Raw genomic sequence first — 13,817 nt, forward strand, 5'->3', positions numbered from 1 at the left:
ATCATGGGTAGACGACGCCTTCCCCGCCCTCCGCGCAAGCCGCCCACACCCCGCGCCCGTGGCCCCAGGTTCCTGGAGCGTCCGGGGATCTGGTTCAACCAGCATCTGAAGACCGTCATCGAGACCCTGGGCCGACTGCGCGCCAATCCATTGCCCTCGATCATGACCGTGGCCGTGATCGGCATCTCGCTCGCCCTGCCCTCGGCACTCTATGTATTGAGTGAGAATCTGCGCGCCATGGCGGGCGGCTGGGACCAGACAGCGGCCATCTCGCTCTTTCTCGACCTCAAGGTCGACGACCAGAAAGCGGCCACCCTGGCCGATCAGCTCAGGAACTGGCAGGAGATCGCGCGCATCCAGCTCATCACGCGCGATCAGGCCCTGGCCGAGTTCCGCGATCTGGGCGGCTTCGAGGACGCGCTCGACAAGATCACCAAAAACCCGCTGCCGACCGTGCTGGCCGTCTACCCTGTTCCCGAGCACGCCAACCCGGAGCGGCTGGAGATCCTGCAGGAACGCCTGCTGGATCTGCCCGAGGCCGATTTCGCGCGCATGGATACACTCTGGCTGCAACGCCTGCAGGCGATCCTGGATCTGGTGCAGGTCGTCGCCCTGCTGCTCGGCGGTCTGCTCGGCATCGGCGTGCTGCTGATCGTGGGCAACACCATCCGGCTGGAGATCCTCAACCGGCGTATCGAGATCGAGATCATGGAACTGGTCGGCGCCACGGCGGCCTTCATCCGCCGTCCCTTCCTCTACACGGGCGCCTGGTACGGACTCTTGGGCGGGCTGACGGCCTGGCTGCTGGTGACGCTGGCGATCCTGATCCTGCAAGGCTCGGTCTCGCGACTGGCCTCGCTCTACCACAGCGAATTCAGGCTCGCCGGCCTGGGGTTCGGCGATACCCTCAACATGCTCGGGGCCAGCATCCTGTTGAGCTTCAGCGGCAGTTGGCTGGCGGTCAACCGCCATCTGCGCGGGGCCGAGGCGCACTGAAGCGCTCGGTCCAGACTCACGCAGTTGATTCGAGCAGACGCACCCCGACCGGCAACTCGATCCGCATGCTGATAGGAAGATGGTCCGAGAGCGCATAATCGAGCACGCGCGCGGCGACCACCTCGATCGGACGCGAGACCAGGATGTGGTCGAGATTGTGGCGCGGGCGCCAGCTCGGGAAGGTCTTGAGTTCGCAATCCAGACCGCGCATCCCGGAGCGGCGAACCATGTTGCGCAACCCTTTGGAGTTGCAGCCGCAGTTGAAGTCGCCCATCAGGACCAGATAGGGGTATGTCTGGGCGAGCCGGCTCAGATAATCCAGCTGGAGCCGGCGCGCGTTCCAGCCGAGCGCCAGATGCACGATGCCGATGGCCAGAACCTCGCCGTCGTCGAGCGCGAACTCAGCCACCACCACGCCGCGCCCCGGCAGCCCCGGCAGGCGATGCTCGGTGATGCAGGCCGGACGCGGACGGGCGAGCAGACCGTTGCTGTGCTGAGCGAAGGGCGCCAGATTGCGGTTGATCTGACGATACCAGTGCGGAAAGGCGCCCTGAGTGGCCAGATACTGGGTCTGGTCGACATAAGAACTGCGCAGACTGCCGGCGTCGACCTCTTGCAGCCCGACCACGTCGAACTGGCGCAGCAACTGGGCGATGCGCGCCAGATTGGTCAGGCGCTCGGGATGGGGCAGCAGATGCTTCCAGCTCTGGAACAGATAATCACTGTACTGACGCGACTCGATGCCGGCCTGGACGTTGTAGCTGAGCAGATTCAGTTGGCGCATGTCGGGGTTCCGACCGGCAGCGGTAGGGCGCGTGGATGCCGGATGCGCAGCCGCTTGTAGCGCGCCTGCTCACCGCTGAGGATCTCGACCTGGGACAGCGTCACCTCGAAGGCGTCAGCGACGAAGCGCCGCAGCGCCTGATTGGCCTTGCCCTCGACCGGCGGCGCCTTGAGCCGCACGCGATAATAGTCGCCGCTTGGATCGGGTTCGGCGAACGCATCCTTGGGCGCACGCGGCTGCACCCGTAGCCGCAGTTCCAGGTCTTCGCCGTCCCAGCGATACCAGCTCACCGCCGCCGGTCCATCAGAAGGGACTGGCGACCAGCCATTTGAGCGGCGGGATCAGCAGCATGTTGAGCAGCACCAGACCGATCATGACCAGCATCGGCGAGAGATCGAGGCCGCCGATCGGCCGGATCACGCGCTGGGCCGGACGCATCACGGGCGCGGTCAGCCGGTCGAGCAGGGCCGTCGCCGGATTGTAGGGGTCGGGATTGACCCAGCTCAGGATGACCCGGATCAGGATCGCGAACAGGAAGATATTGATGAAGAGTTCGGCCATGCTCGGGATCGCCCAGCCGAAGGCGCCGAACAGCGAGCGGTCCAGTCCGACGACCAGCGCCATCAGCCCCAGCTCGACCGCCGACAGCAGCCAGATCAGCACCAACGCCGCCAGATCCAGGCCGCCATAGCCGGGCACGATCCGGCGTAGCGGACGCAGGACCGGCGTGGTGATCCGCACGACGAACTGCGAGATGGGATTGTAGAAATCGGCCCGCACCCATTGCAGCAGGAAGCGTAGCGCCACCACCGCGATATAGAGTCCGAACAGGGTCTGGATCAGGAAGACCAGCGGGTCGAGCAGATAGGAACCTGTCATGGCGCCTCCGAGAGTGTTTTCGACAGCTCGACGGCGCGATCACGCGCCGCGCGTGCGGCGCGTTCGACCAGGGCGCGCAGGTCGGCCTCGTCGAAGACCGCGAGCGCGCGCTCGGTGGTGCCGCCGGGCGACGTCACCTGCTCGCGCAGGCGCGCCGGCGGGTCGGTGCTCTCCATGGCCATCTTAGCCGCGCCGAGTGCGGTCTGGATGGTCAGCAGCCGTGCCGTCTCGCCGTCCAGGCCCAGTTCGATCGCCGCCTGTTCCAGCGCCTCCATGAACAGGAAGAAGTAGGCCGGCCCACTCCCCGAGATGGCCGTGACCGCGTCGATGTGCGATTCGTCCTCAACCCAACGCACCAGCCCCACGGCGCGCAGGATGGTCTCGGCGCGATTGCGGCCCTCGGCGTCGACCTCGGGGCTGGCGTGCAATCCGATGGCCCCGGTCTGCACCATCGCCGGGGTGTTGGGCATGGCACGCACGATCGGCAGGGAGGCGCCGAGCCAGCGCTGGAGGGTCTGCTCGGGCACCCCGGCCATCACCGAGACGATCAACGGCCGCTGTCCGTCCAAGAGCGGCGCGAGTTCGGCGCAGACCGAAGCCGCCAGCTGCGGTTTGACGCAGAGCACCAGGGTCTCGGCCCCGGCAAGCGCCTCGGCATTCGTAGCGAGCGCGCGCACACCCAGGCTGGCCTGCAACGCATGGCGACGCTCCGGGCTGGGGTCCGAGACCTGGATGGCCTGCGGCGCATAGCCATCGGCGATCAGACCGGCGATCAGACTGGTGGCCATGTTGCCGCCACCGATGAAGCGAATGTTGGCTGTACTCATTGCAATCGCGACAGATTCAGTGTGACGAGCGATGGGGCATTGTACGGCAATTTTCGCGCCCTCATCAGTCGGTGGAGCGCACGCCGAAGACCGCCGTGCCGATGCGCACCTGGGTCGCCCCCTCCAGGATCGCCGCCTCCATATCGTCGGACATGCCCATCGAGAGCACCTCGAGCGGACAGTCGGGCGTCGCGAGCCGGTCGCGCAGTTCGCGCAGGGCGCGGAACGGGCGACGCTGCTCGGTCTCATCCTCGGACGGCGCAGGCAGGGTCATGAGTCCGCGCACGCGCAAGCCGGGAAGTTCGCGGCACGGCTCCAGGAGCGCGCCGACCGCATCGGGCGCGACACCGCCCTTGCTCGTCTCGCCGCTCAGGTTGACCTGGAGACAGACGTTGAGGGGCGGACGGCTCGCCGGACGCTGTTCGCTCAGACGCCGTGCGTGCCCGAGATCGGCCAGACCATGCACCCAGTCGAAATGGGCCGCGATCTGGCGCGTCTTGTTGGACTGGATACGGCCGATGAAATGCCATTCGATGTCAGAGAGATCCACAAGCAGCGCCTGTTTGTCGAGCGCCTCTTGCAGGTAGCTCTCGCCGAAGGCGCGTTGACCGGCGGCATGGGCGGCGCGGATCGCCTCGGCCGGTTGCTTCTTGCTCACCGCGATCAGGGCAACCGAGCCGGCCGGACGACCGGCATGCTCGATCGCCGCCTGAATGCGCGCGAGTACCTGATTGCGATGCTGGGCGATGTCGCTGGGTGTCATGCCGAAAGTTGCTCCTGCAATCGTCGCAACGCCTGACCGCGATGACTGAGACGGTTCTTGGTGTCGGGGTCGAGCTCGGCGGAGCTACGGTCGAGGCTCGGGACCAGGAAGATCGGGTCATAGCCGAAGCCGCTGGTTCCGCGCGGCTCGGACAGGATGCTCCCTTCCCAGGTACCCTGGCAGATCAGCGGCGTCGGATCCTCGGCGTGGCGCAGATAGACCAGCACGCACTGGAAGCGCGCCGTGCGCTCAGCCTCGGGCACGTCCTTGAGATCGGCCAGCAGTTTGCGCAGATTGGCCTCGTCCGTGGCGCCCGGACCGGCATAGCGGGCCGAATAGATGCCGGGCGCGCCGCACAGTGCGTCGACCTCCAGTCCCGAGTCGTCGGCGATGGCCGGCAGCCCACTGTGACGCGCGGCGTTACGCGCCTTGAGGATGGCGTTCTCGACGAAGGTCAGGCCGGTTTCCTCGGCCTCGGGGATGCCGTACTCGCCCTGAGGGCGGATGTGGACATGGCATTCGGCCAGCAGACGTTCGATCTCGCGAACCTTGCCGGCGTTGTTGCTGGCCAGAACGATGGCCTCACCGCTGTGCGATCGGGTCATGCGGCTCGATCCTCCAGCGCGGCACGCTGCGCGGCCTGGATGGAGCGGATACCGGCGGCGCCCAGCTCCAGCAGGGCATCGAGTTCGGCGCGGGTGAAGGGATGGCCCTCGGCGGTGCCCTGGACCTCGATGAAGCGCCCCTCACCGTCCATCACCAGATTCATGTCGGTCTCGGCGGACGAGTCCTCGGCATAGTCGAGGTCGAGCACGGGTGTGCCTTGGTAGATACCGACCGAGACGGCAGCGATCTGGGTCTTGATCGGGTCGGCCGTCAACTGGCCACTGGCCAGCAGGTGGTCGATGGCCTCGCGCAGCGCAACCCAGGCGCCGGTAATAGCGGCGGTGCGGGTGCCGCCATCGGCCTGGAGCACGTCGCAGTCGAGCGTGATGGTGCGCTCACCGAGTGCGTTCAGATACACGGCGGCCCGCAGCGCGCGCCCGATCAGCCGCTGGATCTCCAGAGTGCGGCCGCCCTGCTTGCCGCGCGCGGCCTCACGCGGCATGCGCTCGCCGGTCGAGCGCGGCAGCATCCCATATTCGGCCGTAATCCAGCCCTGACCCTTGCCTTTGAGAAAGGGCGGCACGCGCGGCTCGACACTGGCGGTACAGAGCACGCGCGTATCCCCGAACTCGACGAGGACCGAGCCCTCGGCATGACGGGTGAAACCGCGTGTGAAGCAGATGGGGCGCGCCTCATCGGGGCGACGTTGGGAAGGTCTCATGTTGCTTGGCGGCTCCGGCATTGGAATAGACCGGCACAGTGTACTTCGACCGTAGCGCGAAGGGCCAATATCGATGCCTTAGACTTATGTAAGCACAGACATGGAGCGCTCCTTGTGGCATCCCGAACGCCTTGCCGCTAAGATGCGCGTGACTCGACACTGGCTCCCGCCACAGGGCGCCGAAGCTCAGTTGCGGATGCGGATCAAATGGATGTGAGAGTCTTTGAACGGGTTCGAAGCGTTCTCGACTCGATGAAGATCGGATGGTGCTGCAAAAAAGATACATTTATTCCTGGTGTGTCTTTTTTCGCTCAATCTGTTGCAAAACGCCATTTCGTACTCTATAGTTCACATCGCAAAGCATGATTGCGCTCGGTTTCAGCAGTCAAACTGACAAATTCACAACAGCGGAGAACAGCATGAACAAGAAACTTCTGAGCATGGCGGTTGCCGCCGCGATGGTTGCTCCGACCGCAGCGATGGCCGATGCCGTCCTCTATGGCAAGCTGCACATGTCGATCGATTGGGCGTCGGTGGAAGGAGCTGACACCAGCGGAGTCAAGCCCAAGAAATTCAATGGCTGGGGGGTCAACGGCGGTGCCGGCATCCCCGGTGAAGGCCGTGCCAACCGCATCGGCGTCAAGGGTTCCGAGGATCTGGGCAATGGCATGAAGGCCATCTATCAGGTCGAGTTCGGCGTCAAGATGACCGAGGAGAGCACCACCGGCAACGCCGCCTCCGGCTCCAACGACAGCATCACCATGCGTAACAGCTTCGTCGGTCTGACCGGCGACTGGGGTACCTTCGTCGTTGGTCGTAACGACACCCCGTACAAGACCTCGACCGGCAAACTCGACCTCTTCGCCGACACCATGGCCGACAACAACGGCACCGTCGGCTTCGACGATGTCCGCGCCGACAACGCTATCGCCTATGTCAGCCCGAGCCTGAGCGGCTTCCAGCTGGCTGCTGCCGTTCATGCGGGTGGCGCCTCTACCGTTGGCTACGGCGAGAACCTCAACTCCGACAGTCTGGCAGAGGCCTACTCCATCGCAGGTATCTACAGCAACGGCCCCTTCTATGCGTCGCTGGCTTATGAAGCGCTCGGCAACGAGCTTTACATGGATACAGTCGAGAGCCTCAACAAGCTCATCGATGACGACTACACCAAGTGGCGTCTTGGCTTGGGCCTGATGGATTGGAATGGCTTCACCCTGACCGGTATCTATGAAGAGCAGTCCAATCTGCCCGCTGGCCAGCTCACCCCGGCTACTGACAACGAAAAGCTGAAGATCTGGCAGGTCCAGGCCGGCTACTCCTTCGGCAACAGCATGGTCAAGGCCATGTACGGTAGCGGCAATCGTGATGGCCGCATCACTGTCGGCGCTCCCAAGGACATCAAGGACACCGTCGAGGGTGATTACTACACCTGGGCGCTTGCCTTCGATCACAACCTGAGCAAGCGCACCAAGGCTTATGTGCTCTATACCCAGGTCAACGACGACGCCCCCGATTCAAATTGGGATGGCTTCTCTGTCGGTATGATCCACAACTTCTAAGCTTCGGCTCGAAGTCGTGTGAAGTGGAAACGGGATCCTTCGGGATCCCGTTTTCTTTTTGGGTCTCAATGGCCGGATGACGATCAGGGCGCGATCGCTCTCGGCCCACGAGCTGAGCCCAGGATCAGCACATCAGCCGGACGCAGCGCGAAGATACCGACCGTGACCACGCCGGCAATATTGTTGACCTGCTGCTCAAGCCCCTGAGGATCGGTGATTTCCAGGTTCTGGACGTCCAGGATCAGATTGCCGTTATCGGTCACGAAGCCCTCGCGCCAGACTGGTGTGCCACCGAGCCGAACCAGCTCACGCGCCACATAGCTGCGCGCCATGGGGATGACCTCGACCGGCAGCGGGAAGCGCCCCAGCACCTCGACCAGCTTGCTCTCGTCGGCGATGCAGACGAACTTGCGGCTCGCCGCCGCCACGATCTTCTCGCGCGTCAGCGCCCCGCCACCGCCCTTGATGAGTTCCAGCCGCCCATTGGCCTCGTCGGCGCCATCGACATAGAGCGCCAGCTCACCCACCGCATTGAGGTCGAACACCGGGATGCCGTGCCGCTTGAGGCGTTCGGTCGAGACCTCGGAGCTGGAAACAGCACCCTCGATCCGGTTCTTGATGCCGGCCAGGGCGTCGATGAAATGATTCACGGTCGAGCCGGTACCCACGCCGATCACGCCACCCTCGACATAGTCGAGCGCGGCCTCGGCCGCCTGTTTCTTCAGGTCGTCTTGATTCATGGATCGTCCTCCGGTTTGTCGTTGTAGAGACGGGATTCGGTCAGAATGGCATCGAGCCGAACGTCCCAGGGACGCGGGTCGATGTGGTCGAGACGCTGGCATTCGTGCGCCACGCCGATCAGTCGTGGCCGGCGCCAGTGCGGGTGACGCCGCCGAAAGGCCAGCGTGCGATCGTAGAAACCGCCGCCCATGCCGAGACGATGCCCGCGCGCATCGAACCCGACCAGCGGCAGGATCATGAGGTCGAGGCAGATCGGGTGGATCAACTGGGGGCCGCGTCCGGCTGGCTCAGGGATGCCGAAGCGATTGGGCCGCAACCGCTCGCCCGGACGATAGCGCGCGAACCAGAGCGCGCCCTGGCGTCGCTTCAGCGGATTCAGGACCGGCAGATAGAAGCGCTTGGCGCGACAGGACTCGTGTTGCATCAGCGCGCGCGGATCGATTTCGCCATCGGCAGGCCAGTAGAGCGCGATGCACCGTGCGCGTCGCACGCTCGGGTGTCGGATCAGACGACGGACCAGCGCTTTGGCATGCCGGCGCTGTGTGCGCGCGTCGAGTGCGCGGCGTGCCGCTCGCAGCCGCTGTCTGGTTCGCTGAGGGGGAGACATGGGATGGCGTGAAGGAGAGACACCCCCCATCTGTGCCGTTGCAGGCCCTCGTTCTTGAACCATAGGGTTCAAGTGGGGACGACTGGCGCCACTTCAGGCTTTCCGCTCGGAGGCGGACATGCACAACCGCTTTGCCGTGCCATCCCCGGGGTAGCGATTAGGCTCAAGAAAATACCCAGGCCGCTATCGAACACTACAGGGGGTGTCTTGGGTTACAGGCTATACCCTTTCGCGCGAGGCGTCCAGACTTGACTGCACCGGCGTTTCCGGTTCACTCTGGTGAGCCTGCTCATCGTCTTCGTCTCCGGCCAGCGCGTGATTGACACGCTCCTGGAGCTGGTGCAGGCGCCGGGTCAGCTCGCCCTCGGGACCGGAACGGGCGCGCTGGACCTGGATGAGATCATGCGCAATGTTGAGCGCGGCCATGACCGCGATGCGGTCGGTTCCGATCACACGTCCGGTCTGGCGGATCTCGCGCATACGCCCGTCGAGCAGTCGCGCCGATGCCTTCAGGTCGTCCTGCTCATGGAATTCGCAGGCGATCCGGTATTCCTTGTCCAGGATCTTGATACTCAGTTGCAGCGGCTCTTCGATCACAGATTCTCCTCCATCGCGCGCAGTCGGGACAGCATGGCCTCGACGCGGCTCCGAGCTTGTTCGGTCTTTTCGATCAATTCACTGCGCTCGGCGACGAGCAGCTCCTGGCGCGCGCAGCGAGGCGTTCTCTTCCCTGAGCCTCTCGTTCAAGCGGATCAGGGCCGTCAACCGAAGTTCAAATTGATCGAGGTCAAACTTGGCCAAAGTCCGCGACTCCATTGGAATTCCGCGCACTATAGAAGGGGCTTCGCGGGCGGTCAATCGGGCAGGTGTGCGTGCTATGATCCTGGATCATCCAGCAAGGCTCAAGCATACCTGTAATGACGGGAGGTCGCCACGGACATCATCGACCCTGACATCGGCCCTTATCTCGACGCCGGGCCATTGAACCCCTCGCCCAGCGAGGCGCACGGCATCCTCTGCGGCCTGATCTGCGGCGGGGAAGCGCACGCCCTTGAATCCTGGCTCGCACAGGTCGCGCCCACCCCAGACGCCGGAGAGGCGCTGGTCGCCGAAGGGCGCGCGGCCCTGCGCGAATGCGGGCTGGCCATCGAGCGCGAGTTCCAGGGGCGGGAACCACTGATTGGACTCCCCTCCCCCGGCGACTCGGCCCCGCTCGGCGAGCGCGCGCTCTGGCTCTACGACTGGATACGCGGCTTTCTCTACGCACTCGGTCTGGTGTCCCTGTCGGAGTCCGACCTCTCCGAGCAGGGACGCGAGATCCTGCGCGATCTCACGGCCATCACCCAGATGGATCTCGACGACCTGGAGGAAACCGAGGAGAACGAGCAGGCGCTCGCCGAAGTGGTCGAGTTCGTTCGGGTCGCAGCCATGCTGATCCATCACGAGCGCGCCGTCGCACGCGCTCAGACCACAAATCAGGCGATCTCCACCGGCCCAGAGACAGACCCCGAATGACCCGTTCCGAATACAGACGCCGACGCCGCGCGCTGGCCAACACGATCGGTGCGGACGCACTCGCCATCCTGCCGGCGGCGCGCGAGGTGACGCGCAATCGCGACGTTCACTACCCGTTCCGTCAGAGCAGTGACTTCAGCTATCTGACCGGCTTCCCCGAACCGGACGCCTGGCTCGTGATCGCACCCAAGCGTCAGGAAGGTGAATTCGTCCTCTTCTGCCGTCCGCGCGATCCGGAGCGCGAGCAGTGGGATGGAGCGCGTCTCGGAGTCGAGGGCGCGATCGAGGCGTTCGGCGCCGACGAGGCCCATCCGCTGAGTGAACTCGACACCCTGATGCCGACGCTCATCGATGGGCGTCAACGGCTTTACTACCCGATTGGCACCGACTCGATGCTGGACGCCCAGGTCATGGGCTGGGTCAGGCAGGTGCGCGCCAAAGCGCGAACCGGTGCCGTCGCGCCCGAGACCTTCGTCACCCTCGAATCCGTGCTGCACGCGCAGCGTCTCATCAAGAGCCCAGCCGAGATCGCCGTCATGCGCCGCGCCGCCAAGATCTCGGCACGCGCGCACAGCGAACTGATGCGTCTGTGCCGCCCCGGTCTGAACGAAGCACGGCTGGAGGCGGAGTTCCAGCACCAGTGCGCGCTGGCCGGTGCTCGGCATCTGGCCTATCCGAGCATCGTCGCCGGCGGCGAGCACGCTTGCGTGCTGCACTATGTCGAGAACTCGGCGCCGCTACGCGACGGCGATCTGGTACTGATCGACGCCGGCTGCGAGCTGGACGGCTATGCCTCGGACATCACCCGCACCTTTCCAGTCAACGGGCGGTTCAGTCCAGCCCAGCGGACGATCTACGAACTGGTGCTGAAGGCACAACGGGCGGCCATCGAGCGCGCGCGTCCGGGGCATCACTGGAACGAACCGCACGAAGCGGCGGTCAAGGTGTTGACCAAGGGACTGGTGGAATTGGGTATCCTGAACGGCAAGACCAAGGATCTGATCAAGGACGAGGCGCACAAGCCCTATTACATGCACCGCACCGGCCACTGGCTGGGCATGGATGTGCACGACGTCGGCGCCTACAAGCGCGACGGCGACTGGTGCGAACTGGAACCCGGCATGGTGCTGACCGTGGAGCCTGGGCTCTATCTGTCGCACGACGAGGCCGTGCCCGAGCTCTATCGCGGCATCGGCGTGCGCATCGAGGACGATGTACTCATCACGGAACAGGGCCACGAGATCCTCTCGGCTGGGGCGCCCAAGGATCCCGAGGCGATCGAGACACTGATGCAGCGAGGTTGAGGATGGCCGAATTCGACGTGGTGATCGTGGGTGGTGGTCTGGTCGGTGGCAGTCTGGCCAGCGCGCTGCACGACTTGCCGCTGCGGGTGGCGCTGATCGAATCGGCCCCCGTGCGCGCCTCGAACCAACCGAGTCCGGACGAGCGCGTCATTGCGCTGTCGCTCGGCAGCCGGCGCATCTTCGGCGGCCTCGGCGTCTGGCCGGCCATCGCTCCTGTGGCCGAACCCATTCTGAGCGTGCATGTCTCGGATCGCGGTCACTGCGGTTTCAGCCGGCTCGACCGCCGCGAGGAAGGCGTCGAGGCGTTCGGCTATGTGACACCGGCACGCGCCATGGATCTCGCGCTCCAGGAATCGCTCGAACAGGCGCCCAATATCCAGACCCTGCGCCCGGCCCGGCTGCTCGATCATCGCGTCGGTGCTGATGGCGTCGAGCTGGACATCCAGGTCGGCGGTGAGCGCCGGCACGTCACGACCCGTCTGCTGGTGGCCGCCGATGGCGGTGACTCCAGCGTGCGCGAGCGGCTTGGACTCCAGGTCGACGAACACGATTACGGGCAGGACGCCGTTATCACCACCGTGCTGGCGGACCGGCCGCACCCTGGTCGGGCCTTCGAGCGTTTCACCGATACCGGCCCCCTGGCCATGCTGCCCATGCCCGGTGGACGCTATTCGGTGGTCTGGACCTGCCGGCCGACCGAGACGACCGGCCTGCTCTCACTCACGGAGGCCGATTTCGTCGCGCGCCTGCAAGCGCGTTTCGGCTGGCGTCTGGGCCGGCTGAGCGCGCCCTCGCGGCGTCAAGCCCATCCGCTCAAGCTCAAGCTGGTGCGCGAGACCATCCACGAGCGGCTGGTGCTGATCGGCAATGCCGCTCACACCCTGCATCCGGTCGCCGGCCAGGGTTTCAATCTGGGTCTGCGCGATGTCGCGGCGCTGGCCGAGGCCCTTGGCGAGGCCGCACGACACGGTCGGGATGCCGGCGCCTCCAGCACGCTCGCCGACTACGCCCGCTGGCGCGGACGCGACCAGGCCGATACCGCGCGCCTGACCGATACCCTGGCACGGCTGTTCGTCGTCCCCTGGCGTCCGGTGCGCATCGCACGCAATCTGGGACTGCTGGGACTGGATCTGTTGCCGGCGGCGCGTCATCGGCTGGCGCGCCGCTTCATGGGACTCGATGGTTCCCTGCCGCGTCTGGCCCGCGGTCTGCCATTGGAGACACGGCATGTCTGAGATCCAGACCTCCTTCGATGTGGTCGTTGTCGGTGGTGGCATGGTCGGTACGGCCTTCGCCGCCGCGCTTTCGGGTCACGGACTGGCGGTCGCGGTGGTCGAATCGCGTCGGCCGGTGTGCGACTGGCCGGCCGGCGAGATCGACCTCCGGGTCTCGGCCCTGAGCCGTTCCAGTCAGCACTTCCTGGAGCGCCTCGAAGTCTGGGGACGCATCCAGGAACTCGGCGTGAGTGCCTATCGCGAGATGCACGTCTGGGACGCACTCGGCGGCGGTCACATCCATTTCGACAGCCAGACGCTCGGCGAACCCGACCTGGGGCATATCGTCGAGAACCGCGTTATCCAGCTCGCGCTCTGGGAGTCACTCGCGAATGCCGACGACGTCCGGCTCCTGTGCCCGGCAGGCATCGTGGATCTGGAGATGGACGCTGCCGGCACCCGGCTCATCCTCACCGATGGACGCTCGATCACCGCTCGGCTGCTGGTCGGTGCCGACGGACGTGACTCCCTGGTCCGCACTCTGGCCGGAATCGAAACCGAAGGCTGGGACTACGGCCAGCGCGCCATCGTCGCCCATGTCAGGCCCGCCGAATGGCATCGCGAAACGGCCTGGCAGCGCTTTCTGCCGACCGGCCCGCTGGCGCTGCTGCCGCTGGCCGACGGACGCTGCTCGATCGTGTGGTCGGCCGACGACGCGCGGGCGGCCGAACTCATGGCGCTCGATGACGCGGCCTTTTCGGCGACCTTGAGCGAGGCCTCCGAGTTTCGGCTCGGCGCACTCAGGCTCGACAGCGCGCGCGCGGCCATCCCGCTGCGACTGCAACATACCAAGACCTATGTGCGTCCGGGGCTCGCGCTCATCGGCGACGCCGCCCACGCCATTCACCCGCTCGCCGGCCAGGGCGTCAATCTCGGTTTCATGGACGCGGCTGAACTGGCCGCGGCATTGGACGTCGGCCTGGCGTGCAAGCGCGACATCGCCGGACTCTGGACGCTGCGCCACTACGCGCGCGCGCGGCGCGGTGAAAATCAGTTCATGCTCCAGGCGATGGATGTCTTCAAACATCTGTTCGGTAACGAGGAGCCGCTGGTCGCGCGCGCGCGCGGACTGGGGCTGAGCCTCACCGATCGTCTGGAGCCGCTCAAGCGGCTGTTCATGGTCCAGGCGCTCGGACTCGGTCGCGCGCGGGACTGCGAGGCGAGTGCGGGCAGGGCAACCAAACCGTCATGCGCGATCGGTATAAGATCGGCGCGTCCAGAACCTCCCCCTTGATCATCTT

At 65.4% G+C, this 13,817-nt stretch carries 16 protein-coding genes and 1 other RNA gene; 6 read left to right on the forward strand and 11 right to left on the reverse strand.

What is annotated here, in order from left to right; translation table 11 throughout:
- The first annotated feature begins 3 nt into the window (after positions 1-3).
- Entirely contained in the window at positions 4-996 is a 993-nt protein-coding gene (ftsX, locus tag ALVIN_RS14420; protein WP_012972061.1) for a permease-like cell division protein FtsX, read from the forward strand.
- Between the two features lie 16 nt (positions 997-1,012).
- Here ftsX and ALVIN_RS14425 read toward each other — a convergent pair whose 3' ends face one another.
- From ALVIN_RS14425 to rph, 7 genes are all read right to left on the reverse strand, one after another.
- Positions 1,013-1,780: an endonuclease/exonuclease/phosphatase family protein gene (locus tag ALVIN_RS14425; RefSeq protein WP_012972062.1), complete on the reverse strand. Its 768-nt coding sequence runs from the start codon at positions 1,778-1,780 to the stop codon at positions 1,013-1,015.
- A complete protein-coding gene (locus tag ALVIN_RS14430) occupies positions 1,768-2,070 on the reverse strand; it encodes a DUF167 domain-containing protein (protein WP_012972063.1) in 303 nt (100 codons plus the stop codon). The genes ALVIN_RS14425 and ALVIN_RS14430 overlap by 13 nt, the downstream gene beginning before the upstream one ends.
- A 13-nt stretch (positions 2,071-2,083) precedes the next feature.
- Positions 2,084-2,659, reverse strand: coding sequence for a YggT family protein (locus tag ALVIN_RS14435; protein WP_012972064.1), 576 nt, complete (start codon positions 2,657-2,659; stop codon positions 2,084-2,086).
- Positions 2,656-3,486, reverse strand: coding sequence for a pyrroline-5-carboxylate reductase (gene proC / locus ALVIN_RS14440; RefSeq protein ID WP_012972065.1), 831 nt, complete (start codon positions 3,484-3,486; stop codon positions 2,656-2,658). Before proC ends, ALVIN_RS14435 begins: the two co-directional genes overlap by 4 nt.
- Positions 3,487-3,550: 64 nt before the next feature.
- The gene (locus ALVIN_RS14445; protein WP_012972066.1) at positions 3,551-4,249 is read right to left on the reverse strand and encodes a YggS family pyridoxal phosphate-dependent enzyme; all 699 of its coding nucleotides are present in this window, start codon (positions 4,247-4,249) and stop codon (positions 3,551-3,553) included.
- Positions 4,246-4,854 (reverse strand): XTP/dITP diphosphatase, encoded by a 609-nt coding sequence (locus ALVIN_RS14450; RefSeq protein ID WP_012972067.1) that lies wholly within the window; start codon positions 4,852-4,854, stop codon positions 4,246-4,248. The genes ALVIN_RS14445 and ALVIN_RS14450 overlap by 4 nt, the downstream gene beginning before the upstream one ends.
- Positions 4,851-5,576, reverse strand: a complete 726-nt coding sequence (gene rph / locus ALVIN_RS14455) for a ribonuclease PH (protein WP_012972068.1) — start codon at positions 5,574-5,576, stop codon at positions 4,851-4,853. Before rph ends, ALVIN_RS14450 begins: the two co-directional genes overlap by 4 nt.
- A gap of 419 nt (positions 5,577-5,995) precedes the next feature.
- Here rph and ALVIN_RS14460 point away from each other — a divergent pair, with 419 nt between their 5' ends.
- Positions 5,996-7,135, forward strand: coding sequence for a porin (locus ALVIN_RS14460; RefSeq protein WP_012972069.1), 1,140 nt, complete (start codon positions 5,996-5,998; stop codon positions 7,133-7,135).
- 83 nt (positions 7,136-7,218) lie between these two features.
- Here the strand turns inward: ALVIN_RS14460 and rpiA are convergent, their stop codons facing one another.
- From rpiA to ALVIN_RS14475, 4 genes are all read right to left on the reverse strand, one after another.
- Complete coding sequence (gene rpiA / locus ALVIN_RS14465; RefSeq protein WP_012972070.1) at positions 7,219-7,875, reverse strand: ribose-5-phosphate isomerase RpiA; 657 nt, start codon at positions 7,873-7,875, stop codon at positions 7,219-7,221.
- Positions 7,872-8,513: a 5-formyltetrahydrofolate cyclo-ligase gene (locus ALVIN_RS14470; RefSeq protein WP_148217527.1), complete on the reverse strand. Its 642-nt coding sequence runs from the start codon at positions 8,511-8,513 to the stop codon at positions 7,872-7,874. The genes rpiA and ALVIN_RS14470 overlap by 4 nt, the downstream gene beginning before the upstream one ends.
- Positions 8,503-8,688: non-coding RNA, 6S RNA (ssrS, locus tag ALVIN_RS17255), on the reverse strand. Before ssrS ends, ALVIN_RS14470 begins: the two co-directional genes overlap by 11 nt.
- A gap of 14 nt (positions 8,689-8,702) precedes the next feature.
- On the reverse strand, positions 8,703-9,080 hold the full coding sequence (locus ALVIN_RS14475; RefSeq protein WP_012972072.1) for a cell division protein ZapA: 378 nt from the start codon (positions 9,078-9,080) through the stop codon (positions 8,703-8,705).
- Between the two features lie 357 nt (positions 9,081-9,437).
- Here ALVIN_RS14475 and ALVIN_RS14485 point away from each other — a divergent pair, with 357 nt between their 5' ends.
- The 4 genes from ALVIN_RS14485 to ALVIN_RS14500 are packed head-to-tail and all read left to right on the forward strand — an operon-like array spanning position 9,438 to position 13,810.
- A complete protein-coding gene (locus ALVIN_RS14485; protein WP_223295310.1) occupies positions 9,438-9,998 on the forward strand; it encodes a UPF0149 family protein in 561 nt (186 codons plus the stop codon).
- Positions 9,995-11,302: a Xaa-Pro aminopeptidase gene (pepP, locus tag ALVIN_RS14490; RefSeq protein ID WP_012972074.1), complete on the forward strand. Its 1,308-nt coding sequence runs from the start codon at positions 9,995-9,997 to the stop codon at positions 11,300-11,302. The genes ALVIN_RS14485 and pepP overlap by 4 nt, the downstream gene beginning before the upstream one ends.
- A gap of 2 nt (positions 11,303-11,304) precedes the next feature.
- Positions 11,305-12,537 carry a 2-octaprenyl-6-methoxyphenyl hydroxylase gene (ubiH, locus tag ALVIN_RS14495; RefSeq protein WP_012972075.1) on the forward strand — a complete coding sequence of 411 codons (1,233 nt, stop codon included), beginning with the start codon at positions 11,305-11,307 and terminating at the stop codon, positions 12,535-12,537.
- Complete coding sequence (locus ALVIN_RS14500; RefSeq protein WP_012972076.1) at positions 12,530-13,810, forward strand: UbiH/UbiF/VisC/COQ6 family ubiquinone biosynthesis hydroxylase; 1,281 nt, start codon at positions 12,530-12,532, stop codon at positions 13,808-13,810. The genes ubiH and ALVIN_RS14500 overlap by 8 nt, the downstream gene beginning before the upstream one ends.
- Positions 13,811-13,817: the final 7 nt, after the last annotated feature.

It is taken from the genome of Allochromatium vinosum DSM 180 (assembly GCF_000025485.1).
Lineage (GTDB): Bacteria > Pseudomonadota > Gammaproteobacteria > Chromatiales > Chromatiaceae > Thermochromatium > Thermochromatium vinosum.

Excerpts from the sequence above, each read along its gene's own strand:
- ftsX (WP_012972061.1), top strand. The coding sequence starts at position 4 with ATGGGTAGACGACGCCTTCCCCGCCCTCCGCGCAAGCCGCCCACACCC.
- ALVIN_RS14425 (WP_012972062.1), bottom strand. The coding sequence starts at position 1,780 with ATGCGCCAACTGAATCTGCTCAGCTACAACGTCCAGGCCGGCATCGAG.
- ALVIN_RS14435 (WP_012972064.1), bottom strand. The coding sequence starts at position 2,659 with ATGACAGGTTCCTATCTGCTCGACCCGCTGGTCTTCCTGATCCAGACC.
- proC (WP_012972065.1), bottom strand. The coding sequence starts at position 3,486 with ATGAGTACAGCCAACATTCGCTTCATCGGTGGCGGCAACATGGCCACC.
- ALVIN_RS14445 (WP_012972066.1), bottom strand. The coding sequence starts at position 4,249 with ATGACACCCAGCGACATCGCCCAGCATCGCAATCAGGTACTCGCGCGC.
- ALVIN_RS14450 (WP_012972067.1), bottom strand. The coding sequence starts at position 4,854 with ATGACCCGATCGCACAGCGGTGAGGCCATCGTTCTGGCCAGCAACAAC.
- rph (WP_012972068.1), bottom strand. The coding sequence starts at position 5,576 with ATGAGACCTTCCCAACGTCGCCCCGATGAGGCGCGCCCCATCTGCTTC.
- ALVIN_RS14460 (WP_012972069.1), top strand. The coding sequence starts at position 5,996 with ATGAACAAGAAACTTCTGAGCATGGCGGTTGCCGCCGCGATGGTTGCT.
- rpiA (WP_012972070.1), bottom strand. The coding sequence starts at position 7,875 with ATGAATCAAGACGACCTGAAGAAACAGGCGGCCGAGGCCGCGCTCGAC.
- ALVIN_RS14470 (WP_148217527.1), bottom strand. The coding sequence starts at position 8,513 with ATGGGGGGTGTCTCTCCTTCACGCCATCCCATGTCTCCCCCTCAGCGA.
- pepP (WP_012972074.1), top strand. The coding sequence starts at position 9,995 with ATGACCCGTTCCGAATACAGACGCCGACGCCGCGCGCTGGCCAACACG.
- ubiH (WP_012972075.1), top strand. The coding sequence starts at position 11,305 with ATGGCCGAATTCGACGTGGTGATCGTGGGTGGTGGTCTGGTCGGTGGC.
- ALVIN_RS14500 (WP_012972076.1), top strand. The coding sequence starts at position 12,530 with ATGTCTGAGATCCAGACCTCCTTCGATGTGGTCGTTGTCGGTGGTGGC.